Here is a 24,758-nt window from a genome sequence, read left to right on the forward strand (position 1 = left end):
TCATTAATAGATGTCTTCAAATACTGTAAATCAAAGAGTTAATTTTGCTTCGACTAAGAATCCGCTCGAATATCCGGATTTCCTGGAAGTACAATTGAAGTCATTCCAAGACTTTCTACAATTAGATACCCCACCTGAAAAGCGTAAGAATGAGGGATTGTATAAAGTATTTGCTGAAAACTTCCCTATTGCCGATACTAGAAACAATTTTGTTCTTGAGTTTCTGGACTATTATATTGATCCGCCGCGTTATACCATCGATGATTGTATAGAGCGTGGGCTCACTTATAGTGTTCCTTTAAAAGCGAAACTTAAGCTTTACTGTACGGATCCCGATCATGAGGATTTTGATACGGTGATTCAGGACGTATTCCTCGGACCGATTCCTTACATGACTGATAAGGCTACTTTCGTCATTAACGGTGCCGAACGCGTAGTTGTGTCACAGCTTCACCGTTCTCCGGGTGTGTTCTTCGGCCAAAGTGTACATGCCAATGGTACGAAACTTTATTCGGCTCGTATTATTCCGTTTAAAGGTTCGTGGATTGAGTTTGCTACCGACATCAATAATGTGATGTATGCATACATTGACCGTAAGAAGAAATTGCCGGTAACTACTCTGTTGCGTGCGATTGGTTTCGAGAATGACAAAGATATTCTTGAAATTTTCAACCTTGCAGAAGATGTGAAGGTTAACAAGACAAATCTGAAGAAAGTGCTGGGCCGCAAACTGGCTGCACGTGTCTTGAAAACATGGATTGAAGATTTCGTTGATGAAGATACCGGTGAAGTGGTTTCTATCGAACGTAACGAGGTTATTATCGACCGTGAAACCGTATTGGAAGAAGTGCACGTGGATGAAATCCTGGAATCGGGAGTTCAAAATATTCTTTTGCATAAGGATGAACCGAACCAGTCCGATTTCTCTATTATATATAATACACTGCAGAAGGACCCGAGTAACTCGGAAAAGGAAGCTGTGTTGTATATCTACCGTCAGTTGCGTAATGCCGATCCGGCTGATGACGCAAGTGCACGTGAAGTTATCAACAACTTGTTCTTCTCAGAAAAACGATATGACCTTGGTGATGTAGGTCGTTACAGAATCAACAAGAAGTTGAATTTGACGACTGATATGGACGTGCGTGTCCTCACGAAGGAAGATATCATTGAAATCATCAAATATCTGATTGAGTTGATTAACTCTAAGGCAGATGTGGATGATATTGACCACTTGAGCAACCGTCGTGTGCGTACGGTGGGCGAACAGCTTTCTAACCAGTTTGCTGTTGGTTTGGCTCGTATGTCCCGCACGATTCGTGAACGTATGAACGTTCGCGACAATGAAGTGTTCACTCCGATTGATTTGATTAACGCGAAGACTATTTCTTCTGTAATCAACTCTTTCTTCGGAACGAATGCCTTGTCTCAATTCATGGATCAGACAAACCCGTTGGCTGAAATCACGCACAAGCGTCGTATGTCTGCGCTGGGTCCTGGTGGTCTTTCCCGTGAACGCGCCGGATTTGAGGTTCGTGACGTTCACTACACACACTATGGTCGTCTTTGCCCGATCGAGACTCCTGAAGGTCCGAACATCGGTTTGATTTCTTCATTGTGTGTATTCGCAAAAATTAATGAACTCGGATTCATTGAAACTCCGTATCGCAAGGTTGAAAACGGAAAAGTGGATCTTTCTGATAACGGTCTGATTTATCTGACTGCCGAAGAAGAGGAAGAAAAGGTTATTGCACAGGGTAATGCTCCGTTGAATGATGACGGTACATTCGTGCGTAATAAAGTTAAGTCTCGTCAGGATGCTGATTTCCCGGTTGTTGAACCACAGGAAGTGGACTTGATGGACGTTTCTCCTCAGCAGATTGCATCAATCGCAGCTTCATTGATTCCGTTCCTGGAACATGATGATGCTAACCGTGCATTGATGGGATCAAACATGATGCGTCAGGCAGTTCCATTGTTGAGAAGCGAGGCGCCGATTGTTGGTACAGGTATCGAACGTCAGTTGGTTAGAGATTCTCGTACGCAGGTTACTGCGGAAGGGGATGGCGTAGTTGACTACGTGGATGCTACTACGATTCGTATTTTGTATGACCGTACAGAGGATGAAGAATTTGTAAGCTTCGAACCAGCTTTGAAGGAATATAGATTGCCTAAATTCCGTAAGACCAATCAGAACATGACGATTGACTTACGCCCGACTTGTGAGAGAGGACAACGTGTGAAGAAAGGCGATATATTGACCGAAGGTTATTCTACTGAAAAGGGTGAACTGGCACTGGGTAAAAACCTGTTGGTTGCTTATATGCCTTGGAAGGGTTACAACTATGAGGATGCTATCGTTTTGAACGAGCGTGTGGTACGCGAGGACTTGCTGACTTCAATTCACGTAGAAGAATATTCTTTGGAAGTTCGTGAAACAAAGCGTGGTATGGAAGAATTGACTTCTGATATCCCGAATGTGAGTGAAGAAGCTACTAAGGATCTGGACGAAAACGGTATCGTAAGAATTGGTGCTCGTATCGAACCGGGTGATATCATGATCGGTAAGATTACTCCGAAAGGTGAGTCTGATCCTTCTCCTGAAGAAAAACTGCTTCGTGCAATCTTTGGTGATAAGGCCGGTGATGTGAAAGATGCTTCACTGAAAGCTTCTCCTTCTTTGAAAGGTGTTGTTATCGACAAGAAGTTATTCTCACGTGTTATCAAGAATCGTAGCTCTAAGCTTGCTGATAAGGCATTGTTGCCTAAGATCGATGATGAATTCGAATCAAAGGTAGCGGACTTGAAACGTATCCTGGTTAAGAAACTGATGACTTTGACAGAAGGTAAGACTTCTCAGGGTGTGAAAGATTATCTGGGTGCGGAAGTGATTGCTAAGGGGGCTAAATTCAGCGCGTCTGACTTTGATTCACTTGACTTTACTTCTATTCAGTTAAGTAACTGGACGAATGACGACCATATCAACGGCATGATTCGTGACTTGGTGATGAATTTCATCAAGAAATATAAAGAACTGGATGCTGAATTGAAGCGTAAGAAGTTTGCTATTACTATTGGCGATGAACTTCCTGCAGGTATCATTCAGATGGCTAAAGTATATATTGCCAAGAAACGTAAGATCGGTGTTGGTGATAAGATGGCGGGTCGTCACGGTAACAAGGGTATCGTGTCACGTGTCGTACGTCAGGAAGATATGCCGTTCTTGGCAGACGGTACTCCGGTCGATATTGTATTGAATCCGTTGGGTGTGCCTTCTCGTATGAACATCGGTCAGATTTTTGAAGCTGTACTTGGACGTGCCGGAAAGACATTGGGTGTGAAATTCGCGACTCCTATCTTTGATGGTGCTACAATGGAGGATCTGAATGAATGGACAGACAAGGCAGGATTGCCCCGCTACTGTAAAACTTATCTGTGTGATGGTGGTACAGGTGAGCAGTTTGACCAGCCGGCAACTGTGGGTGTAACTTATATGTTGAAGTTAGGCCACATGGTTGAAGATAAGATGCATGCTCGTTCTATCGGTCCGTACTCATTGATTACTCAGCAGCCTCTTGGTGGTAAGGCACAATTCGGTGGTCAGCGTTTCGGAGAAATGGAGGTTTGGGCACTCGAAGGATTTGGTGCTGCTCATATCCTGCAGGAAATCCTGACTATCAAGTCTGATGACGTGGTAGGACGTTCAAAGGCTTATGAAGCAATAGTGAAGGGGGAACCGATGCCGCAACCCGGTATACCGGAATCCTTGAACGTATTGTTACACGAGTTGAGAGGTTTAGGTTTGAGTATCAACCTAGAATAATATAATGAAGAATACGTGATGTCAACAAGCCGATGAAGGCTTGTTGACATCCGTGTCTTTTCAATTTCCAATGATTCAATTATCAAATCTCAATTATATAGAGTATGGCTTTTAGAAAAGAAAATAAGTCGAAAAGTAATTTCTCGAAGATCTCGATTGGTCTGGCTTCCCCGGAAGAAATCCTGGAGAATTCGAGTGGTGAAGTTTTGAAGCCTGAAACCATTAATTACCGTACGTACAAACCCGAGCGTGACGGTTTGTTCTGCGAGCGCATTTTTGGTCCTATCAAGGACTATGAGTGCCATTGCGGTAAATACAAACGTATCCGTTATAAAGGTATCGTCTGCGACCGTTGTGGTGTGGAAGTTACTGAGAAGAAGGTGCGTCGTGAACGTATGGGACATATCCAGTTGGTTGTGCCGGTGGCTCACATCTGGTATTTCCGTTCGCTCCCTAATAAAATCGGTTATTTGCTCGGATTGCCGACAAAGAAACTGGATTCGATTATATACTACGAACGTTATGTTGTTATTCAGCCGGGTGTAAAAGCTGAAGATGGCGTAGCTGAATATGATTTGCTTTCTGAAGAAGAATATCTGGATATTCTGGATACGCTTCCAAAGGACAATCAATATCTTGAAGATAATGATCCGAACAAATTCATCGCTAAGATGGGAGCCGAAGCTATTTATGATTTGCTGGCTCGTTTGGATCTGGATGCTTTGTCTTACGAATTGCGTCACCGCGCCGGAAACGATGCGTCCCAGCAACGTAAGAATGAAGCTTTGAAACGTCTTCAGGTAGTAGAATCGTTCCGTGCATCACGCGGACGCAACAAACCGGAATGGATGATTGTACGTATCGTACCGGTTATCCCGCCTGAACTTCGTCCGTTGGTTCCGCTGGATGGTGGCCGTTTTGCTACATCTGACTTGAACGACCTTTATCGTCGTGTGATTATCCGTAACAACCGTTTGAAACGACTGATTGAAATCAAGGCTCCGGAAGTAATCTTGCGTAATGAAAAACGTATGCTTCAGGAATCTGTCGATTCTTTGTTTGATAACTCACGTAAATCAAGTGCTGTAAAGACAGATGCCAACCGTCCGTTGAAATCACTGTCCGACAGTTTGAAAGGTAAGCAAGGACGTTTCCGTCAGAATTTGCTGGGTAAACGTGTTGACTACTCTGCTCGTTCGGTAATCGTCGTTGGTCCTGAATTGAAAATGGGTGAGTGCGGTATTCCTAAATTGATGGCTGCCGAACTGTACAAACCGTTTATTATCCGCAAGCTTATCGAACGTGGTATCGTTAAGACTGTTAAGTCTGCGAAAAAAATCGTTGACCGCAAGGAACCGGTGATTTGGGACATCTTGGAACATGTAATGAAAGGGCATCCGGTACTGTTGAACCGTGCTCCGACATTGCACCGTTTGGGTATCCAGGCTTTTCAGCCAAAAATGATTGAAGGTAAAGCTATCCAGCTGCATCCGTTGGCATGTACGGCATTCAACGCCGACTTTGACGGTGACCAGATGGCTGTTCACTTGCCTTTGAGCAATGAAGCAATTCTTGAAGCACAGATGTTGATGCTTCAATCACATAATATCTTGAATCCGGCAAATGGTGCGCCTATTACTGTGCCTGCACAGGATATGGTTCTTGGTCTATACTACATTACCAAGTTACGTGCCGGTGCAAAGGGTGAAGGTTTGACATTCTACGGTCCGGAAGAAGCATTGATTGCTTATAACGAAGGTAAAGTGGATATTCACGCTCCGGTGAAAGTAATCGTGAAAGACGTTGACGAAAATGGTAACATTGTAGACGTAATGCGCGAAACTTCAGTAGGACGTGTGATTGTGAATGAAATCGTTCCCCCTGAAGCAGGGTATATCAATACTATTATCTCTAAGAAATCTCTTCGTGATATTATTAGTGATGTAATTAAGGTATGTGGTGTGGCTAAGGCCGCGGACTTCCTGGATGGAATCAAGAATTTGGGTTATCAGATGGCGTTCAAGGGTGGTCTGTCATTCAACTTGGGTGATATTATCATTCCGAAGGAAAAAGAAACTTTGGTACAGAAGGGTTACGACGAAGTTGAACAAGTCGTTAACAACTATAACATGGGTTTCATTACCAACAACGAACGTTACAATCAGGTAATTGATATCTGGACACATGTTAACTCTGAGTTGTCTAACATCTTGATGAAGACTATTTCTTCGGATGATCAAGGATTTAACTCTGTTTACATGATGCTTGACTCAGGTGCCCGTGGTTCTAAAGAACAGATTCGTCAGTTGTCAGGTATGCGTGGTTTGATGGCAAAACCCCAGAAAGCAGGTGCTGAAGGTGGTCAGATCATTGAGAACCCGATCTTGTCGAACTTTAAAGAAGGACTTTCGGTGTTGGAGTACTTTATCTCTACCCACGGTGCTCGTAAAGGTTTGGCGGATACCGCTTTGAAGACTGCCGATGCCGGTTATTTGACTCGTCGTCTGGTGGATGTGTCACATGATGTGATTATTACAGAAGAAGACTGCGGTACACTCCGTGGATTGGTTTGTACTGACCTTAAGAATAACGATGAAGTTATTGCTACTCTGTATGAACGTATCTTGGGACGTGTCTCCGTACATGATATTATTCATCCGACTACTGGCGAATTGATAGTTGCCGGTGGAGAAGAAATCACAGAAGAAATCGGTAAGAAGATTCAAAATTCTCCGATCGAGAGTGTTGAAATCCGTTCGGTATTGACTTGTGAAGCTAAAAAGGGTGTTTGTGCTAAATGTTACGGACGTAACCTGGCTACGAGCCGTATGGTTCAGAAGGGTGAAGCTGTCGGAGTAATCGCTGCTCAGTCTATCGGTGAGCCGGGTACACAGTTGACATTGCGTACGTTCCACGCCGGTGGTACTGCTGCCAATATCGCAGCAAATGCAAGTATCGTTGCTAAAAATAATGCACGTCTTGAATTTGAGGAGTTGCGTACTGTAGATATCGTTGATGAAATGGGTGAGTCTGCGAAAGTGGTAGTAGGTCGTTTGGCTGAAGTCCGTTTCGTAGATGTAAATACTGGTATCGTTCTTTCTACTCATAACGTACCTTATGGCTCAACGTTATATGTAGGTGATGGGGAACTGGTAGAAAAAGGCAAGTTGATTGCTAAATGGGACCCGTTCAACGCTGTTATTATCACGGAAGCAACTGGTAAGATCGAATTTGAGGGCGTAATTGAAAACGTTACTTATAAGGTTGAATCGGATGAAGCTACAGGTCTTCGCGAAATTATCATTATTGAATCTAAGGATAAGACGAAGGTTCCTACGGCTCATATCCTGACAGAAGATGGTGATTTAATACGTACTTACAACTTGCCGGTGGGTGGTCACGTGATTATCGAAAATGGTCAGAAAGTGAAAGCCGGTGAAGTAATCGTGAAGATTCCGCGTGCCGTAGGTAAGGCGGGTGATATCACGGGTGGTCTTCCTCGTGTTACCGAATTGTTTGAAGCTCGTAATCCATCCAACCCTGCTGTCGTTTCTGAAATTGATGGTGAGGTTACAATGGGTAAGATCAAACGTGGTAATCGTGAGATCATCGTAACTTCCAAGACTGGTGAGGTTAAGAAATATCTGGTTGCATTATCCAAACAGATTCTAGTACAGGAAAATGACTATGTACGTGCTGGTACTCCATTGTCTGACGGTGCTACTACTCCTGCGGATATCCTGGCTATTAAAGGTCCTACAGCTGTACAGGAATATATCGTGAATGAAGTTCAGGATGTATACCGCTTGCAGGGTGTGAAGATCAATGATAAGCACTTCGAGATTATCGTTCGCCAAATGATGCGTAAAGTACAGATTGACGAACCGGGTGATACTCGCTTCCTGGAACAGCAAGTTGTAGACAAGCTGGACTTCATGGAAGAGAATGACCGTATCTGGGGTAAGAAAGTTGTGGTTGACGCTGGTGATTCTCAAAGTATGCAGGCTGGCCAGATTGTAACTGCCCGTAAGCTGCGTGATGAGAACAGTATGCTGAAACGCCGTGACTTGAAACCTGTTGAGGTTCGCGATGCTGTGGCTGCTACATCTACTCAGATTCTTCAGGGTATTACACGTGCCGCTTTACAGACTTCAAGCTTTATGTCGGCTGCTTCCTTCCAGGAAACAACGAAGGTATTGAATGAAGCTGCTATTAACGGTAAGGTTGATAAACTCGAAGGTATGAAGGAAAATGTGATCTGTGGTCACTTGATTCCGGCAGGTACAGGACAGCGTGAATATGAAAAATTGATCGTTGGTTCGAAAGAGGAGTATGACCGTATCTTGGCAAATAAGAAAACAGTACTCGACTACAATGAAGTAGAATAATACAATTCAATTGACTATATGAGAAGGAGCGATTGCCGAATGAGGTAATTGCTCCTTTTTTTGTTCCTTTTTATTTGGGTGTATGGCCTTTGTTTCAGGAAAATTGTGTTATTTTGCAGGATAACTATTAATCATATAATATAATGGAAGAGCAAAATAACAACGGACAATTACAGATTGAGTTAAAAGAAGAGGTAGCACAAGGTACATATGCCAATCTTGCTATCATAACCCATTCAAGTTCAGAATTTATCCTGGATTTTATACGCGTGATGCCGGGTGTGCCTAAAGCTGGCGTACAATCGCGTGTCATCGTAGCTCCTGAACACGCAAAACGACTGTTGCGGGCATTGGAAGATAATATCGCTAAATATGAACGGGTATTTGGGCCGATACGTATTTCCGATGAATCTCCTATTTCTCCTCTGACAACTGTAAAAGGCGAAGCGTGAGACTGATATAAAAATATTAAAAAATAAAAAAAGGTTGTGGTGCATTGAATATTCAAATATTATTCGTATTTTTGCAGCCCAAAATGTATAGTTACGAAATTAATATAACAATAATATAAATCAAAAAACAATTAAAATGCCTACAATTCAGCAATTAGTAAGAAAAGGACGCGAAGTGCTGGTGGAGAAAAGTAAATCTCCAGCCTTGGACTCATGTCCTCAAAGACGCGGCGTTTGCGTGAGAGTATATACTACTACTCCGAAGAAGCCGAACTCTGCAATGCGTAAAGTAGCTCGTGTACGTTTGACTAACCAGAAAGAGGTTAACTCTTACATTCCGGGAGAAGGACACAACTTGCAGGAACACTCAATCGTTTTGGTACGTGGCGGTCGTGTAAAAGACCTTCCGGGTGTACGTTACCACATCGTTCGTGGTACACTTGATACAGCAGGTGTTGCTGGCCGTACTCAAAGACGTTCTAAATACGGAGCTAAGCGCCCAAAACCAGGACAAGCTGCCGCACCTGCTAAGGGGAAGAAGAAATAAGGATTAAGATCTAATTAAAATCAAAGTAATAACTTACGTTTTAGTTTGTTGGAAATGCTAAAGGTTGAGTAAATTCTCCGGAGGGAGAGTTGAAGAAGTCGAGAAGTAGACAACCAAGAACAAAAACATTATTTTTCAAACAAATGAGAAAAGCAAAACCAAAAAAACGCGTAATCCTTCCGGATCCCGTTTTTAATGACCAAAAGGTTTCAAAGTTCGTAAACCACTTGATGTATGATGGTAAGAAGAATACATCTTATGAAATCTTTTATGCCGCTCTGGAAACAGTGAAAGTGAAACTTCCTAATGAAGAAAAATCTGCTCTTGAAATCTGGAAAAAGGCTTTGGATAATGTGACTCCGCAAGTGGAAGTTAAGTCTCGCCGTGTAGGTGGTGCTACTTTCCAGGTTCCTACTGAAATCCGTCCGGAACGTAAGGAATCAATCTCAATGAAGAATTTGATCCTGTTTGCTCGTAAAAGAGGTGGTAAATCAATGGCTGACAAGTTGGCTGCTGAAATCATGGATGCCTTCAATGAACAAGGCGGTGCATACAAACGTAAAGAAGATATGCATAGAATGGCTGAAGCTAACCGTGCATTTGCTCATTTTAGATTCTAATACTATAAGATACAATCAATTAAAAACTTAAAGTAAAAGGAATTAAAAGATGGCTAAGCAAGATTTACATTTGACTCGTAATATTGGTATCATGGCTCACATCGATGCCGGAAAAACAACAACTTCTGAACGTATCCTGTTCTATACTGGATTGACTCACAAAATTGGTGAGGTACATGATGGTGCTGCTACTATGGACTGGATGGAGCAGGAGCAAGAACGTGGTATTACTATTACGTCTGCTGCAACAACAACAAGGTGGAAATATGATGGTGATACTTACAAAATCAACTTGATTGATACTCCGGGACACGTTGACTTTACTGCTGAAGTAGAACGTTCGTTACGTATTTTGGATGGTGCTGTTGCTGCTTATTGTGCGGTAGGTGGCGTAGAACCACAGTCTGAAACAGTATGGCGTCAAGCTGATAAATATAACGTACCTCGTATTGCATACGTTAACAAAATGGACCGTTCTGGTGCAGACTTCTTCGAGGTTGTGCGCCAGATGAAGGACGTTTTGGGTGCTAATCCGTGCCCGATTGTTGTTCCTATCGGTGCAGAAGAATCTTTCAAAGGCTTGGTTGATTTGATCAAGATGAAAGCTATCTATTGGCATGACGAAACAATGGGTGCTGATTATACAGTGGAAGAAATACCTGCTGATCTTGTTGATGAAGCAAACGAATGGAGAGATAAAATGCTCGAAAAAGTAGCAGAATTTGATGATGCTTTAATGGAGAAATATTTCGATGACCCTTCTACTATTACTGAAGAAGAAGTGTTGAGAGCTCTTCGTAAGGCTACTGTTCAAATGGCTGTTGTTCCGATGCTCTGCGGTTCTTCATTCAAGAACAAGGGGGTTCAGACATTGCTAGACTATGTTTGTGCTTTCTTGCCTTCTCCATTGGATACGGAAAATGTAATCGGTACAAATCCTGATACTGGTGCTGAAGAAGATCGTAAGCCTAGTGATGATGAAAAGACTTCTGCATTGGCATTTAAGATTGCAACAGACCCGTATGTAGGTCGTTTGACATTCTTCCGTGTGTACTCAGGTAAGATTGAAGCTGGTTCTTATATCTATAATTCTCGCTCAGGCAAGAAGGAGCGTGTTTCCCGTTTATTCCAGATGCATTCAAATAAACAGAATCCGGTTGACGTAATCGGTGCTGGTGATATTGGTGCAGGTGTAGGTTTTAAAGATATCCATACTGGTGATACTTTGTGTGATGAAAGTGCACCGATTGTACTCGAATCAATGGACTTCCCAGAACCGGTTATCGGTATTGCTGTTGAGCCTAAGACTCAGAAAGATATGGATAAATTGTCTAATGGTTTGGCTAAACTGGCTGAAGAAGATCCGACATTTACAGTGAAAACTGACGAACAGACAGGTCAGACGGTTATCTCTGGTATGGGTGAGCTTCACTTGGATATCATTATTGACCGTTTGAAGCGTGAGTTTAAAGTAGAATGTAACCAAGGTAAGCCTCAGGTAAACTATAAGGAAGCTATCACAAAAACAGTTGACCTTCGTGAGGTTTATAAAAAACAATCTGGCGGTCGCGGTAAGTTTGCTGATATTATCGTTAAGATCGGTCCGGTTGATGAAGACTTTAAAGAAGGTGGATTGCAGTTTATCGATGAAGTGAAAGGTGGTAATATTCCTAAAGAATTTATTCCTTCAGTACAGAAAGGTTTCACTTCTGCGATGAAGAATGGTGTCTTGGCAGGTTATCCATTGGATTCACTGAAGGTAACTTTGATTGATGGTTCATTCCACCCGGTTGACTCTGACCAGTTATCTTTTGAAATCTGTGCTATCCAGGCATATAAGAATGCATGTGCTAAAGCCGGTCCTGTATTGATGGAGCCTATCATGAAGCTGGAAGTTGTAACTCCGGAAGAAAACATGGGTGATGTTATTGGTGACTTGAACAAGCGTCGTGGTCAGGTTGAAGGTATGGAATCGAGCCGTTCAGGTGCTCGTATTGTAAAGGCAATGGTTCCGTTGGCTGAAATGTTTGGTTACGTGACTGCATTGCGTACTATTACTTCGGGTCGTGCGACTTCATCAATGGTTTACTCTCATCACGCTCAGGTTTCTACTTCTATTGCTAAAGCAGTATTGGATGAAGTAAAGGGACGTGCTGATTTACTCTAAAATATCTAAGGCAGCAGGCTAGCGAATGACTCTTAGCCTGCCGCTTTATCTTATTTATAACTATCTAAAATTAAAATATAATGAGTCAGAAAATTAGAATTAAATTGAAATCTTACGACCACAACTTGGTTGACAAATCAGCTGAGAAAATTGTAAGAACCGTAAAGGCTACGGGTGCTATTGTTAGTGGTCCAATTCCTCTTCCTACGCACAAGCGTATCTTTACAGTGAACCGCTCGACTTTCGTTAACAAGAAGTCTCGTGAACAGTTTGAACTCTCTTCTTATAAGAGATTGATCGACATCTATAGCTCAACAGCTAAGACAGTGGACGCTCTGATGAAGTTGGAGTTACCGAGTGGTGTGGAAGTAGAAATTAAAGTTTGATAATTAAAAATTAGTGAAATGCCAGGATTATTAGGAAAAAAAATCGGAATGACATCCGTTTTCAGTGCCGATGGTAAGAACGTACCATGCACTGTTATCGAAGCAGGTCCTTGTGTTGTTACTCAGGTTAAAACCGTAGAGAAAGATGGCTATGCAGCTGTTCAGTTGGGTTTCCAGGACAAAAAGGAAAAACATACAACTAAACCGTTGATGGGTCATTTCAAAAGAGCTGGAGTAACACCGAAGAGACACTTGGCCGAGTTCAAAGAATTTGAAACAGAATTGAATCTGGGTGATACAGTTACTGTAGAATTGTTCGATGGCGCTGACTTTGTTGACGTTGTTGGTACTTCTAAAGGTAAAGGTTTCCAGGGTGTAGTAAAAAGACATGGTTTTGGTGGTGTAGGTCAGGCTACTCACGGACAGCACAACCGCGCTCGTAAACCGGGTTCTATCGGTGCTTGTTCTTACCCTGCAAAAGTATTCAAGGGAATGCGCATGGGTGGACAACTTGGCGGTGACAGAGTCACTGTACAAAACTTGCAGGTATTAAAAGTAATCGCGGAGCATAACCTTCTTTTGATCAAAGGTTCTATCCCGGGTTGCAAAGGTTCAATCGTATTAATTGAGAAATAATGGAAGTTAACGTATATAACATTAAAGGTGAAGACACTGGGAGAAAGGTTACGTTAAACGAATCTATCTTCGGAATTGAGCCCAACGACCACGCTATCTATCTGGACGTAAAACAATTTATGGCCAACCAGCGCCAGGGTACTCATAAGTCAAAAGAAAGAAGTGAAATCAGTGGTTCTACTCGTAAGATCGGTCGTCAGAAAGGTGGCGGTGGAGCACGTCGTGGTGATATGAATTCACCGGTTCTCGTTGGTGGTGCACGTGTTTTCGGCCCGAAACCAAGAGACTACTTCTTCAAGTTGAATAAAAAAGTTAAGACATTGGCTCGTAAGTCCGCTTTGTCTTATAAAGCTCAAAACAATGCAATCGTTGTTGTGGAAGATTTCAATTTCGAAGCTCCGAAGACAAAGGATTTCGTTGCAATGACAAAAAATCTTAAAGTTTCCGATAAAAAGCTACTTGTAATTTTACCGGAAGCAAATAAAAACGTATATTTGTCAGCTCGTAACATCGAGGGTGCTAATGTGCAGACTATTTCAGGATTAAATACTTACAGAGTATTGAATGCTGGAGTTGTTGTGCTTACTGAAAACTCTTTGAAGGCTATTGACAATATCTTAATTTAAAAAGGAGGCTTAAATAATGGGAATTATTATTAAACCGTTGGTAACAGAAAAAATGACTGCAATCACTGATAAGCTGAATCGTTTCGGCTTTGTTGTGCGTCCTGATGCTAACAAACTGGAAATTAAGAAGGAAGTTGAAGCTCTTTATAATGTTACTGTAGTTGATGTGAATACTGTAAAGTATGCTGGCAAAAATAAGAGCCGTTATACCAAGGCAGGTATCATCAATGGTCGTACGAATGCATTCAAAAAAGCAATCGTGACATTGAAAGAAGGAGATACTATTGATTTTTATAGCAATATTTAATAAAAATGGCAGTACGTAAATTTAAGCCCACAACACCGGGGCAAAGACATAAAATTATTGGTACTTTCGAGGAAATTACTGCATCAGTACCAGAAAAGTCTCTTGTATATGGTAAGAAATCATCTGGCGGTCGTAACAGCGAAGGTAAGATGACTATGCGCTACATGGGTGGCGGTCATAGAAAGGTGATTAGAATTGTTGATTTCAAGAGAAATAAGGACGGTGTTCCGGCAGTGGTTAAGACAATTGAATACGATCCGAATCGTTCGGCTCGTATCGCTTTGTTATTCTATGCTGATGGAGAAAAAAGATATATTATTGCTCCCAATGGATTGCAAGTTGGCACAACTCTGATGTCAGGTGAAACAGCAGCGCCAGAGATTGGTAATGCTCTTCCTCTTCAAAACATTCCGGTGGGTACTGTGATTCACAATATCGAATTACGTCCGGGACAGGGTGCTGCTCTGGTTCGTTCGGCTGGTAACTTTGCACAGTTGACTTCTCGTGAGGGTAAGTATTGTGTAATCAAGTTGCCTTCAGGTGAAGTAAGACAGATTCTTAGCACATGTAAAGCTACTATCGGTAGTGTAGGTAACTCTGATCATGGATTGGAAAGTTCAGGTAAAGCTGGACGCTCTCGTTGGCAAGGACGCCGTCCTCGTAACCGTGGCGTTGTTATGAACCCGGTTGATCACCCGATGGGTGGTGGTGAAGGACGTGCTTCAGGAGGTCATCCAAGATCACGTAAGGGATTGTACGCTAAGGGACTTAAGACTAGAGCTCCTAAGAAACAATCATCTAAGTACATTATTGAGAGAAGAAAAAAGTAATCTGATTAATTGAGTAAACTATGAGTCGTTCATTAAAAAAAGGTCCATATATTAACGTAAAGCTTGAAAAGAGAATTTTTGCCATGAATGAATCTGGCAAAAAAGTCGTAGTAAAGACTTGGGCCAGAGCTTCAATGATTTCGCCTGATTTTGTAGGCCATACAGTTGCAGTTCACAATGGAAATAAATTTATTCCTGTTTATGTTACCGAGAATATGGTAGGACACAAGTTGGGCGAATTTGCTCCAACTCGTACATTCAGAGGACACGCTGGTAACAAGAAAAGATAACAGGATTTATTTGAAATAATAAAGTAATAAATAATAATGGGAGCAAGAAAAAAAATATCGGCTGAAAAGAGAAAAGAAGCCCTTAAGACCATGTATTTTGCAAAATTGCAAAATGTTCCTACTTCTCCGCGTAAGATGCGTCTGGTTGCAGACATGATCCGTGGTATGGAAGTGAACAGAGCACTTGGTGTTTTGAAATTTTCTTCAAAAGAAGCTGCTGCAAGAGTGGAAAAATTGCTTCGCTCTGCAATTGCTAACTGGGAACAGAAAAACGAACGTAAAGCAGAAAGTGGCGAGTTGTTCGTAACACAGATTTTTGTTGATGGTGGCGCTACACTCAAAAGAATGAGACCGGCACCGCAGGGTAGAGGTTATAGAATTCGCAAACGTTCAAATCACGTAACATTGTTCGTTGGTGCTAAAAGTAATAACGAAGATCAAAATTAAGGTAGATGGGACAAAAAGTTAATCCAATAAGCAACCGTTTAGGAATTATCAGAGGATGGGATTCTAACTGGTATGGTGGAAATGATTACGGTGATTCTTTGCTGGAAGATAGCAAAATCCGTAAATATCTTAATGCAAGACTTGCAAAGGCAAGTGTATCAAGAATCGTAATTGAACGTACGCTGAAGCTCGTTACTATTACTGTTTGTACTGCTCGCCCGGGTATTATTATCGGTAAAGGTGGCCAAGAAGTTGATAAGCTAAAGGAGGAGTTGAAGAAGGTTACCGACAAAGATATTCAAATCAATATCTTTGAAGTGAAAAGACCTGAACTGGATGCTGTGATTGTTGCTAACAACATCGCTCGCCAGGTAGAAGGTAAAATTGCCTATCGCCGTGCCATCAAGATGGCTATCGCAAACACAATGCGTATGGGGGCTGAAGGTATCAAAATTCAGATTTCAGGACGTTTGAATGGAGCTGAAATGGCTCGTTCTGAAATGTATAAAGAAGGAAGAACTCCGTTGCACACTTTCAGAGCTGATATCGACTACTGTCATGCAGAAGCATTGACTAAGGTAGGTTTGCTGGGTATCAAAGTTTGGATTTGTAGAGGTGAAGTATTTGGTAAGAGAGAATTAGCTCCGAACTTTACACAAAGCAAAGAAAGTGGTCGTGGAAACAATGGTGGAAACAACGGCGGAAAGAACTTCAAAAGAAAGAAAAATAATCGCTAAACGAATTTGAATTTTAGGAAACTATGTTACAACCGAAAAAGACAAAATTCAGAAGACAACAAAAAGGCCGTCAGAAAGGAATTGCTCAGAGAGGCAATCAGCTGGCCTTTGGTTCTTTTGGCATAAAGGCTTTGGAGACTAAGTGGATTACAGGCCGTCAGATCGAAGCTGCTCGTATTGCAGTAACAAGATATATGCAACGTCAAGGACAGATCTGGATCCGTATATTCCCGGACAAACCGATCACTAGAAAACCTGCCGATGTACGTATGGGTAAAGGTAAAGGTGCTCCGGAAGGATTTGTGGCTCCTGTGACTCCAGGTAGAATCATTATTGAAGCTGAAGGAGTATCTTACGAAATCGCGAAAGAAGCATTGCGCTTAGCTGCTCAAAAGCTTCCTATTACAACGAAGTTTGTCGTAAGACGTGATTATGATATTCAAAATCAAAATGCGTAAGTGTTATGAAAATTGCAGAAATTAAAGAAATGACTACTAGTGATTTAGTAGAAAGAGTAGAGGCAGAAACAGCTAATTATGACCAAATGGTTATCAATCATTCTATTTCTCCTTTGGAAAATCCTGCTCAAATCAAACAATTACGCAGGACTATTGCGCGTATGAAAACTGAGTTACGCCAAAGAGAACTTAACAATAAATGATCAGCTTGATGGAAGCAAGAAATTTAAGAAAAGAAAGAACAGGGGTTGTTGTGAGCAATAAGATGGATAAGACTATCACAATTGCAGCCAAATTTAAGGAAAAACACCCTATATATGGTAAGTTCGTTAGCAAAACGAAGAAGTACCATGCTCACGATGAAAAGAATGAATGCAATATCGGTGATACTGTAAGCATCATGGAAACTCGTCCTTTGAGCAAGACTAAAAGATGGAGATTAGTAGAAATAATTGAAAGAGCTAAGTAATTATGATACAAGTAGAATCCAGACTTACAGTATGTGATAACAGTGGAGCTAAAGAGGCTATGTGTATCCGCGTTTTGGGTGGTACACGTCGTCGTTACGCTTCAGTGGGGGATGTCATTGTTGTTTCAGTGAAGAGTGTTATCCCTTCTAGTGATGTTAAAAAAGGTGCAGTATCAAAGGCTTTGATTGTACGTACAAAGAAAGAAATCCGTCGTCCTGATGGTTCTTATATACGTTTTGATGATAATGCTTGCGTGTTGTTGAATAATGCAGGTGAAATTAGAGGAAGTCGTATTTTCGGTCCTGTAGCAAGAGAACTTCGTGCTACTAACATGAAAGTTGTGTCACTTGCGCCTGAGGTACTTTAATTTTGTAAAAGATTTAAGTAATGAGTAAATTACATATTAAAAAAGGCGATACAGTTTACGTAAATGCTGGTGAAGATAAGGGCAAAACTGGTCGTGTATTGAAGGTTCTTGTTAAAGAAGGACGTGCATTTGTAGAAGGTATCAACATGGTATCTAAAAGCACAAAACCGAATGCAAAGAATCCGCAAGGTGGTATTGTGAAGCAGGAAGCTTCTATCCACGTTTCAAACTTGAACCCGGTTGATCCAAAAACTGGTAAAGCAACGCGTATTGGGAGAAAAGTAAGTTCTTTGGAAGGTAAAAGAACTGTAGTGCGTTATTCTAAAAAATCAGGAGAGGAGATTAAGTAATGAGTAATACTGCTAGTCTTAAGAAAGAATATGCAGAGCGTATAGCACCTGCATTGAAATCACAGTTCCAGTATTCTTCTACAATGCAGATACCCGTACTTAAGAAGATTGTTATCAATCAGGGTTTAGGTATGGCTGTTGCCGATAAGAAGATTATTGAAGTTGCAATCAATGAAATGACAGCTATTACAGGTCAGAAAGCTGTAGCTACCATTTCTCGTAAAGATATCGCAAACTTTAAGTTGCGTAAAAAAATGCCGATTGGCGTTATGGTAACTTTACGTCGTGAAAGAATGTACGAATTCCTTGAAAAATTGGTTCGTGTAGCTCTTCCTCGTATCCGTGACTTCAAAGGTATCGAAAGTAAGTTTGATGGTAAAGGTAACTATACCCTTGGTATTCAGGAACAAATTATTTTCCCTGAAATAAATATCGATAGTATTACAAGAATTCTCGGAATGAATATTACCTTTGTAACCTCTGCGGAAACAGATGAAGAAGGTTATGCATTGCTGAAGGAATTCGGTTTACCTTTTAAAAACGCTAAAAAAGACTAATAGATATGGCAAAGGAATCAATGAAAGCACGTGAAGTAAAACGTGCTAAATTAGTAGCCAAATTCGCGGAAAAAAGAGCTGCTTTGAAGCAAATCGTTAGAACAGGTGATCCTGCTGACGCTTTCGAAGCTGCACAGAAGTTGCAAGAGTTGCCGAAGAATTCTAATCCGATTCGTATGCACAACCGTTGCAAACTGACTGGTCGTCCTAAAGGTTATATTCGCCAATTCGGAATTTCAAGAATTCAATTCCGTGAAATGGCATCTAACGGACTGATCCCAGGCGTAAAGAAAGCAAGCTGGTAATTATTGTTTAAATATTGTCAGGGAAGTCCTGATTAATTTAATTTATTTTATATGACTGATCCAATAGCAGATTATTTGACGAGGTTGCGGAACGCGATTGGTGCTAAGCACAGAGTTGTTGAAGTTCCCGCTTCGAACTTGAAAAAAGAAATCACTAAGATTCTTTTTGAAAAAGGCTACATTCTTAACTATAAGTTTGTAGAAGATGGTCCTCAAGGAACTATTAAGGTTGCCTTGAAGTATGATTCTGTTAACAAAGTTAACGCAATCAAAAAATTAGAAAGAATATCTTCTCCGGGTATGCGTAAGTATACTGGTTATAAAGATATGCCGCGTGTTATTAATGGGCTGGGTATTGCTATAATATCTACTTCCAAAGGTGTAATGACTAACAAAGAGGCTGCAGAACTGAAGATCGGTGGTGAAGTCTTGTGTTATGTATATTAATTAGGAGGAATTAGAATGTCAAGAATAGGAAAATTACCCATTAGTATTCCTGCTGGAGTGACAGTCACTCTGAAGGATGATGTGGTTACCGTAAAGGGACCCAAAGGCGAATTGAGCCAATATGTGAATCCTGCTATCAATGTTGCCATTGAAGATGGACACGTGACTTTAACAGAAAACGATAAAGAAATGCTTGATAACCCGAAGCAGAAACATGCTTTCCACGGTTTGTATCGTTCATTGGTTCATAACATGGTTGTGGGCGTATCTGAAGGATATAAGAAAGAGTTGGAACTTGTCGGTGTAGGTTATCGTGCTTCTAACCAAGGTAACATCATTGAACTGGCTTTAGGTTATACACACAATATTTTCATTCAATTGCCTGCTGAGGTAAAGGTTGAAACTAAGTCTGAAAGAAATAAGAATCCTCTTATCATATTGGAATCGTGTGACAAACAGTTGCTTGGTCAAGTTTGCTCTAAAATACGTTCTTTCCGTAAGCCTGAACCATATAAGGGTAAAGGTATTAAGTTTGTTGGCGAAGTAATTCGTAGAAAGTCTGGTAAATCAGCCGGCGCTAAGTAAATCATATAAAATTAGATTATTATGACAACAAAAATAGAAAGACGAGTTAAGATCAAATATAGCGTACGCAATAAGATTTCAGGTACTACTGAACGTCCGCGTATGAGTGTATTTAGAAGTAACAAGCAAATTTATGTCCAGATTATCGATGATCTTTCTGGTAAGACACTGGCTGCTGCTTCTTCTTTAGGTGTGACTGAGAAGGTTGCTAAAAAAGAACAAGCTGCTAAAGTTGGTGAGATGATTGCTAAAAAGGCTCAGGAAGCAGGTATAACTACTGTTGTTTTCGACCGTAATGGTTACTTGTATCATGGGAGAGTAAAAGAAGTAGCTGATGCTGCTCGTAACGGTGGACTTAAATTTTAATCATTATGGCAGGAGTTAATAATAGAGTTAAGATTACTAACGATATAGAACTGAAAGATAGATTGGTTGCTATTAATCGTGTTACTAAAGTTACCAAAGGTGGTAGAACTTTTAGTTTCTCTGCAATCGTTGTTGTAGGTAACGAAGAAGGTATCATTGGTTGGGGACTTGGTAAAGCAGGTGAAGTAACAGCTGCTATCGCTAAAGGTGTTGAGTCAGCTAAAAAGAACCTGGTGAAGGTACCTATTTTGAAAGGTACTGTTCCTCATGAACAATCAGCTAGATTTGGTGGTGCTGAAGTATTCATCAAACCTGCATCTCACGGAACTGGTGTTGTAGCCGGTGGTGCTATGCGTGCTGTTTTGGAAAGTGTTGGTGTAACTGACGTTTTGGCAAAATCAAAGGGTTCTTCAAATCCGCATAACCTTGTTAAAGCTACAATCGAAGCTTTAAGCGAAATGCGTGATGCAAGAATGGTTGCTCAGAACAGAGGTATTAGTGTTGAAAAAGTATTTAGAGGATAAGGAGGGGATATGTCAACTATAAAGATTAAACAAGTTAAAAGTAGAATTGGTGCTCCGGCTGATCAGAAAAGAACTCTTGATGCACTGGGACTTCGTAAACTGAACCGCGTGGTTGAACACGAAAGCACTCCTTCAATTCTTGGAATGGTAGATAAGGTAAAACACTTGGTTACCATTGTTAAGTAATCATTTATTGAATAATAAAACGAAATTACAATATGAACTTAAGTAATTTAAAACCTGCAGAGGGATCTACTAAGACAAGAAAAAGAATTGGACGTGGAACTGGTTCTGGCTTAGGCGGTACTTCTACAAGAGGTCATAAGGGAGCTAAATCAAGATCTGGATACTCTAAGAAAATCGGTTTTGAAGGTGGTCAGATGCCTCTTCAACGTCGAGTTCCTAAATTTGGTTTTAAGAATATCAATCGTGTAGAATATAAAGCAATCAACTTGGATACTATCCAGAAACTTGCTGAAGCTAAGAGCTTGGCAAAAGTTGGTGTTAACGACTTTATCGAAGCAGGATTTATTTCTTCAAATCAGTTGGTAAAAGTATTGGGTAACGGAACTCTGACTAACAAGCTGGAAGTAGAAGCTCATGCATTCTCTAAGACTGCAACTGCTGCTATCGAAGCTGCTGGTGGAACTGTAGTAAAACTCTGATTCAATGAGAAAAGCTATTGAAACATTAAAGAATATATGGAAGATTGAGGATCTGAGACAGCGGATCCTCATCACCATATTGTTTGTGGCAATTTACCGTTTCGGATCATATGTCGTATTACCGGGTATCAATCCGGCTATGTTGGCAAAATTGCACGAACAAACAAGTGAAGGCCTTTTAGCCTTGTTAAATATGTTCTCTGGAGGAGCATTTTCTAATGCCTCTATTTTTGCATTAGGAATCATGCCTTATATCTCTGCATCTATCGTAATCCAGTTGTTGGGAATCGCTGTACCGTATTTCCAGAAGCTGCAACGCGAAGGTGAGAGCGGCAGAAGAAAAATGAATCAATATACTCGTTATCTGACGATCGCTATATTGTTAGTTCAGGCCCCTTCTTATTTGCTCAATCTTAAAATGCAGGCTGGCCCTTCCTTAAATGCTTCATTAGATTGGACTCTGTTTATGGTTACCTCTACCATTATTTTGGCAGCAGGTAGTATGTTTATTTTGTGGCTTGGTGAAAGAATTACTGATAAAGGTATTGGTAATGGTATTTCATTTATCATCTTAATCGGTATTATCGCCCGTTTCCCTGATGCTCTGTTGCAGGAGGTTGTATCAAGAGTAGCAAATAAGAGTGGTGGTCTGATTATGTTTATAATTGAAATCGTATTCTTATTGTTAGTGATTGGCGCTGCTATTCTTTTGGTGCAGGGTACAAGGAAGATTCCTGTGCAGTATGCTAAGAGAATTGTAGGTAACAAGCAATATGGTGGTGCAAGACAGTACATTCCTTTGAAAGTGAATGCTGCTGGTGTAATGCCTATCATCTTTGCTCAGGCAATCATGTTTATACCTATTACATTTATCGGTTTTTCCAATGTAAATGATGCAGGCGGTTTCTTGCATGCGTTTACAGATCATACAAGTTTCTGGTATAATTTTGTCTTTGCGGTAATGATTATATTATTTACATATTTCTATACTGCAATTACAATTAATCCGACTCAGATGGCTGAGGATATGAAGAGAAACAATGGTTTTATTCCTGGCATTAAACCGGGAAAGAAAACAGCAGAGTATATTGATGATATTATGTCTCGTATTACTTTACCGGGTTCTTTCTTCCTGGCTTTGGTTGCCATTATGCCTGCATTTGCTGGTATATTCGGAGTACAAGCCGGTTTCGCTCAATTCTTCGGTGGTACGTCTTTGTTAATTCTTGTAGGTGTGGTTCTTGATACACTGCAACAGGTTGAAAGTCATTTGTTGATGAGACATTATGATGGTCTGTTGAAGTCAGGTCGTATTAAAGGACGCGCTGGTGTAGCGGCATATTAATTCTTTAGATTAGAAATGATATTTCTTAAAACAGAAGATGAAATAGAATTGCTCCGTCAGAGCAACCTGCTGGTCGGAAAGACTTTGGCAGAGGTTGCCAAACTGGTGAAGCCCGGTGTAACTACACGTGAGTTGGATAAAGTTGCTGAAGAATTCATTAGAGATCACGGAGCAACTCCAACTTTCAAAGGATTTCCGAATCAATACGGGGAACCGTTTCCCGCATCTCTCTGTACTTCTGTAAATGAACAGGTGGTGCATGGAATCCCAAACGATATTGTCCTGAAAGAAGGTGATATCGTATCTGTGGATTGCGGAACTTATATGAATGGTTTTTGTGGTGATTCTGCTTATACTTTTTGTGTAGGAGAGGTAGACGAAGAAGTTCGTAATTTGTTGAAGGTTACTAAAGAAGCGTTATATATTGGCATTCAGAATGCAGTGCAAGGCAAAAGAATCGGAGATGTCGGATATGCTATCCAGCAATATTGTGAGTCTCATTCTTATGGTGTAGTGCGTGAGTTTGTAGGTCATGGCATTGGTCATGAAATGCATGAAGATCCTCAAGTTCCCAATTACGGTAAGAGAGGATATGGACCTTTGATGAAAAAAGGCCTTTGCATAGCGATAGAGCCGATGATAACACAGGGTGACCGGCAAGTGATTATGGAACGTGACGGATGGACGGTGAGGACCAGAGACCGTAAGTGTGCTGCACACTTTGAACATACGGTAGCTGTAGGAGCTGGTGAAGCTGATATTTTGTCATCATTCAAATTCATAGAAGAAGTTTTAGGAGATAAAGCAATATAATATGGCAAAGCAATCTGCAATAGAACAAGATGGAGTTATAGTTGAAGCATTGTCGAATGCAATGTTTCGTGTTGAATTAGAAAACGGGCATGAGATTACCGCACATATTTCAGGCAAGATGAGGATGCATTACATCAAGATCCTGCCAGGAGATAAAGTGAGAGTCGAAATGTCTCCTTACGACTTATCGAAAGGAAGAATTGTATTTAGATATAAATAAAATAAGATATGAAAGTAAGAGCATCATTAAAGAAACGCACGCCAGAATGTAAGATCGTTAGACGTAATGGCCGTTTGTATGTTATTAACAAGAAAAATCCTAAGTATAAACAACGTCAAGGATAATTTGTTATTTTTGCAAAAAAAATAATTTAGTATATGGCTATAAGAATAGTTGGTGTAGATTTACCTCAGAACAAAAGAGGTGAAATTGCGTTGACCTATGTATATGGAATAGGTCGCAGTAGTTCAGCAAAAATTTTAGATAAAGCTGGTGTAGATAAAGATCTGAAGGTTAAGGACTGGACAGATGATCAAGCTGCTAAGATTCGTGAGATTATCGGTGCAGAGTATAAGGTAGAAGGTGATCTTCGTTCTGAAATCCAATTGAACATTAAGCGATTAATGGATATTGGTTGCTACCGTGGTGTACGTCACCGTATTGGTCTGCCTGTAAGAGGTCAGAGCACTAAGAACAATGCACGTACTCGTAAGGGTAGAAAGAAAACCGTTGCTAATAAGAAAAAAGCTACTAAATAATAATTGTTGATATGGCAAAAAAAACAGTTGCAGCTAAAAAGAGAAATGTGAAAGTAGACGCTAATGGACAGTTGCATGTTCATTCATCTTTCAACAATATTATTGTTTCTCTTGCAAACAGTGAAGGGCAGATTATCTCTTGGTCATCTGCTGGTAAAATGGGATTTAGAGGTTCTAAAAAGAATACTCCTTATGCAGCACAGATGGCTGCCCAGGATTGTGCAAAGATTGCATTCGATCTTGGCCTTAGAAAGGTAAAAGCATATGTGAAGGGTCCAGGTAACGGACGTGAGTCTGCTATTAGAACTATCCACGGTGCTGGCATCGAAGTTACTGAAATCATTGACGTAACTCCGCTTCCACATAATGGTTGTCGTCCTCCAAAAAGACGTAGAGTTTAATTTACCTTTAACTTACAATGATCTTGATTTTGTTTTTGGATTACATTAATTTCTCTCTGTAATCGCGGCTGCAACAAATTGAGTTCATGA

General features: G+C 40.8%; 33 protein-coding genes. All 33 read left to right on the forward strand.

Translation table 11 applies throughout. The annotated features are described in order from the left end of the window. Window positions 1-10: 10 nt before the first annotated feature. The 33 genes from rpoB (at window position 11) to rpsK (ending at window position 24,668) form a co-directional block, all read left to right on the forward strand. A complete protein-coding gene (gene rpoB / locus BQ7997_RS17220; RefSeq protein ID WP_073347347.1) occupies window positions 11-3,823 on the forward strand; it encodes a DNA-directed RNA polymerase subunit beta in 3,813 nt (1,270 codons plus the stop codon). Between the two features lie 104 nt (window positions 3,824-3,927). Then, window positions 3,928-8,211: a DNA-directed RNA polymerase subunit beta' gene (gene rpoC / locus BQ7997_RS17225; protein ID WP_073347348.1), complete on the forward strand. Its 4,284-nt coding sequence runs from the start codon at window positions 3,928-3,930 to the stop codon at window positions 8,209-8,211. 143 nt (window positions 8,212-8,354) lie between these two features. Then, window positions 8,355-8,663, forward strand: a complete 309-nt coding sequence (locus BQ7997_RS17230) for a DUF3467 domain-containing protein (RefSeq protein WP_022136606.1) — start codon at window positions 8,355-8,357, stop codon at window positions 8,661-8,663. Window positions 8,664-8,799: 136 nt separating this feature from the next. Further along, window positions 8,800-9,210, forward strand: coding sequence for a 30S ribosomal protein S12 (gene rpsL / locus BQ7997_RS17235; RefSeq protein ID WP_002558078.1), 411 nt, complete (start codon window positions 8,800-8,802; stop codon window positions 9,208-9,210). Window positions 9,211-9,353: 143 nt separating this feature from the next. Then, window positions 9,354-9,830 carry a 30S ribosomal protein S7 gene (gene rpsG, locus BQ7997_RS17240; protein ID WP_073347349.1) on the forward strand — a complete coding sequence of 159 codons (477 nt, stop codon included), beginning with the start codon at window positions 9,354-9,356 and terminating at the stop codon, window positions 9,828-9,830. 49 nt (window positions 9,831-9,879) lie between these two features. Beyond that, window positions 9,880-11,997 (forward strand): elongation factor G, encoded by a 2,118-nt coding sequence (fusA, locus tag BQ7997_RS17245; RefSeq protein ID WP_073347350.1) that lies wholly within the window; start codon window positions 9,880-9,882, stop codon window positions 11,995-11,997. Window positions 11,998-12,077: 80 nt separating this feature from the next. Next, window positions 12,078-12,383 carry a 30S ribosomal protein S10 gene (gene rpsJ / locus BQ7997_RS17250; protein ID WP_002558075.1) on the forward strand — a complete coding sequence of 102 codons (306 nt, stop codon included), beginning with the start codon at window positions 12,078-12,080 and terminating at the stop codon, window positions 12,381-12,383. An 18-nt stretch (window positions 12,384-12,401) separates the two neighbouring features. After that, on the forward strand, window positions 12,402-13,019 hold the full coding sequence (gene rplC, locus BQ7997_RS17255; protein WP_044655660.1) for a 50S ribosomal protein L3: 618 nt from the start codon (window positions 12,402-12,404) through the stop codon (window positions 13,017-13,019). After that, window positions 13,019-13,645 carry a 50S ribosomal protein L4 gene (gene rplD, locus BQ7997_RS17260; protein WP_073347351.1) on the forward strand — a complete coding sequence of 209 codons (627 nt, stop codon included), beginning with the start codon at window positions 13,019-13,021 and terminating at the stop codon, window positions 13,643-13,645. The genes rplC and rplD overlap by 1 nt, the downstream gene beginning before the upstream one ends. Window positions 13,646-13,661: 16 nt before the next feature. Continuing rightward, window positions 13,662-13,952, forward strand: a complete 291-nt coding sequence (rplW, locus tag BQ7997_RS17265; RefSeq protein WP_007747932.1) for a 50S ribosomal protein L23 — start codon at window positions 13,662-13,664, stop codon at window positions 13,950-13,952. 5 nt (window positions 13,953-13,957) lie between these two features. Beyond that, the gene (gene rplB, locus BQ7997_RS17270; protein ID WP_073347352.1) at window positions 13,958-14,782 is read left to right on the forward strand and encodes a 50S ribosomal protein L2; all 825 of its coding nucleotides are present in this window, start codon (window positions 13,958-13,960) and stop codon (window positions 14,780-14,782) included. 20 nt (window positions 14,783-14,802) lie between these two features. Beyond that, window positions 14,803-15,072, forward strand: a complete 270-nt coding sequence (gene rpsS / locus BQ7997_RS17275) for a 30S ribosomal protein S19 (RefSeq protein ID WP_008762037.1) — start codon at window positions 14,803-14,805, stop codon at window positions 15,070-15,072. Window positions 15,073-15,108: 36 nt separating this feature from the next. Next, entirely contained in the window at window positions 15,109-15,519 is a 411-nt protein-coding gene (gene rplV, locus BQ7997_RS17280) for a 50S ribosomal protein L22 (RefSeq protein WP_004296344.1), read from the forward strand. A gap of 5 nt (window positions 15,520-15,524) precedes the next feature. Next, a complete protein-coding gene (rpsC, locus tag BQ7997_RS17285; protein ID WP_005675430.1) occupies window positions 15,525-16,256 on the forward strand; it encodes a 30S ribosomal protein S3 in 732 nt (243 codons plus the stop codon). 23 nt (window positions 16,257-16,279) lie between these two features. Then, window positions 16,280-16,714, forward strand: a complete 435-nt coding sequence (gene rplP / locus BQ7997_RS17290; RefSeq protein WP_007212073.1) for a 50S ribosomal protein L16 — start codon at window positions 16,280-16,282, stop codon at window positions 16,712-16,714. A gap of 5 nt (window positions 16,715-16,719) precedes the next feature. After that, window positions 16,720-16,917, forward strand: a complete 198-nt coding sequence (gene rpmC / locus BQ7997_RS17295; RefSeq protein ID WP_005675431.1) for a 50S ribosomal protein L29 — start codon at window positions 16,720-16,722, stop codon at window positions 16,915-16,917. After that, a complete protein-coding gene (gene rpsQ, locus BQ7997_RS17300) occupies window positions 16,914-17,183 on the forward strand; it encodes a 30S ribosomal protein S17 (RefSeq protein ID WP_097677816.1) in 270 nt (89 codons plus the stop codon). Before rpmC ends, rpsQ begins: the two co-directional genes overlap by 4 nt. Before the next feature lie 2 nt (window positions 17,184-17,185). Further along, window positions 17,186-17,551, forward strand: coding sequence for a 50S ribosomal protein L14 (gene rplN, locus BQ7997_RS17305; protein ID WP_024988104.1), 366 nt, complete (start codon window positions 17,186-17,188; stop codon window positions 17,549-17,551). Between the two features lie 20 nt (window positions 17,552-17,571). Then, window positions 17,572-17,901: a 50S ribosomal protein L24 gene (gene rplX / locus BQ7997_RS17310; RefSeq protein WP_073347353.1), complete on the forward strand. Its 330-nt coding sequence runs from the start codon at window positions 17,572-17,574 to the stop codon at window positions 17,899-17,901. Then, entirely contained in the window at window positions 17,901-18,458 is a 558-nt protein-coding gene (gene rplE, locus BQ7997_RS17315; RefSeq protein ID WP_004310886.1) for a 50S ribosomal protein L5, read from the forward strand. Before rplX ends, rplE begins: the two co-directional genes overlap by 1 nt. Window positions 18,459-18,463: 5 nt before the next feature. Further along, the gene (rpsN, locus tag BQ7997_RS17320; protein WP_044656440.1) at window positions 18,464-18,763 is read left to right on the forward strand and encodes a 30S ribosomal protein S14; all 300 of its coding nucleotides are present in this window, start codon (window positions 18,464-18,466) and stop codon (window positions 18,761-18,763) included. A 51-nt stretch (window positions 18,764-18,814) separates the two neighbouring features. Next, a complete protein-coding gene (gene rpsH / locus BQ7997_RS17325) occupies window positions 18,815-19,210 on the forward strand; it encodes a 30S ribosomal protein S8 (RefSeq protein ID WP_004296336.1) in 396 nt (131 codons plus the stop codon). 15 nt (window positions 19,211-19,225) lie between these two features. Next, entirely contained in the window at window positions 19,226-19,795 is a 570-nt protein-coding gene (gene rplF / locus BQ7997_RS17330; protein ID WP_044655425.1) for a 50S ribosomal protein L6, read from the forward strand. Between the two features lie 21 nt (window positions 19,796-19,816). Continuing rightward, window positions 19,817-20,161, forward strand: a complete 345-nt coding sequence (gene rplR, locus BQ7997_RS17335; protein ID WP_044655424.1) for a 50S ribosomal protein L18 — start codon at window positions 19,817-19,819, stop codon at window positions 20,159-20,161. Window positions 20,162-20,166: 5 nt separating this feature from the next. Next, window positions 20,167-20,685 (forward strand): 30S ribosomal protein S5, encoded by a 519-nt coding sequence (gene rpsE / locus BQ7997_RS17340; protein ID WP_004296333.1) that lies wholly within the window; start codon window positions 20,167-20,169, stop codon window positions 20,683-20,685. Window positions 20,686-20,694: 9 nt separating this feature from the next. Then, window positions 20,695-20,871, forward strand: coding sequence for a 50S ribosomal protein L30 (rpmD, locus tag BQ7997_RS17345; RefSeq protein ID WP_002558056.1), 177 nt, complete (start codon window positions 20,695-20,697; stop codon window positions 20,869-20,871). Window positions 20,872-20,903: 32 nt separating this feature from the next. Further along, window positions 20,904-21,350 (forward strand): 50S ribosomal protein L15, encoded by a 447-nt coding sequence (gene rplO / locus BQ7997_RS17350; RefSeq protein WP_044655423.1) that lies wholly within the window; start codon window positions 20,904-20,906, stop codon window positions 21,348-21,350. 4 nt (window positions 21,351-21,354) lie between these two features. Beyond that, on the forward strand, window positions 21,355-22,695 hold the full coding sequence (gene secY, locus BQ7997_RS17355; protein WP_004296330.1) for a preprotein translocase subunit SecY: 1,341 nt from the start codon (window positions 21,355-21,357) through the stop codon (window positions 22,693-22,695). A gap of 15 nt (window positions 22,696-22,710) precedes the next feature. Further along, a complete protein-coding gene (map, locus tag BQ7997_RS17360; RefSeq protein ID WP_073347354.1) occupies window positions 22,711-23,508 on the forward strand; it encodes a type I methionyl aminopeptidase in 798 nt (265 codons plus the stop codon). 1 nt (window position 23,509) lies between these two features. Continuing rightward, entirely contained in the window at window positions 23,510-23,728 is a 219-nt protein-coding gene (gene infA, locus BQ7997_RS17365; protein ID WP_002558052.1) for a translation initiation factor IF-1, read from the forward strand. An 8-nt stretch (window positions 23,729-23,736) separates the two neighbouring features. Then, window positions 23,737-23,853, forward strand: coding sequence for a type B 50S ribosomal protein L36 (gene ykgO, locus BQ7997_RS17370; RefSeq protein ID WP_002558051.1), 117 nt, complete (start codon window positions 23,737-23,739; stop codon window positions 23,851-23,853). Window positions 23,854-23,886: 33 nt separating this feature from the next. Next, the gene (gene rpsM / locus BQ7997_RS17375; RefSeq protein ID WP_004296328.1) at window positions 23,887-24,267 is read left to right on the forward strand and encodes a 30S ribosomal protein S13; all 381 of its coding nucleotides are present in this window, start codon (window positions 23,887-23,889) and stop codon (window positions 24,265-24,267) included. 11 nt (window positions 24,268-24,278) lie between these two features. Next, window positions 24,279-24,668: a 30S ribosomal protein S11 gene (gene rpsK, locus BQ7997_RS17380; RefSeq protein ID WP_004296327.1), complete on the forward strand. Its 390-nt coding sequence runs from the start codon at window positions 24,279-24,281 to the stop codon at window positions 24,666-24,668. Window positions 24,669-24,758 lie beyond the last annotated feature (90 nt).

The sequence above is a fragment of the Bacteroides congonensis genome (genome assembly GCF_900130125.1).
Taxonomy (GTDB): Bacteria; Bacteroidota; Bacteroidia; order Bacteroidales; family Bacteroidaceae; genus Bacteroides; species Bacteroides congonensis.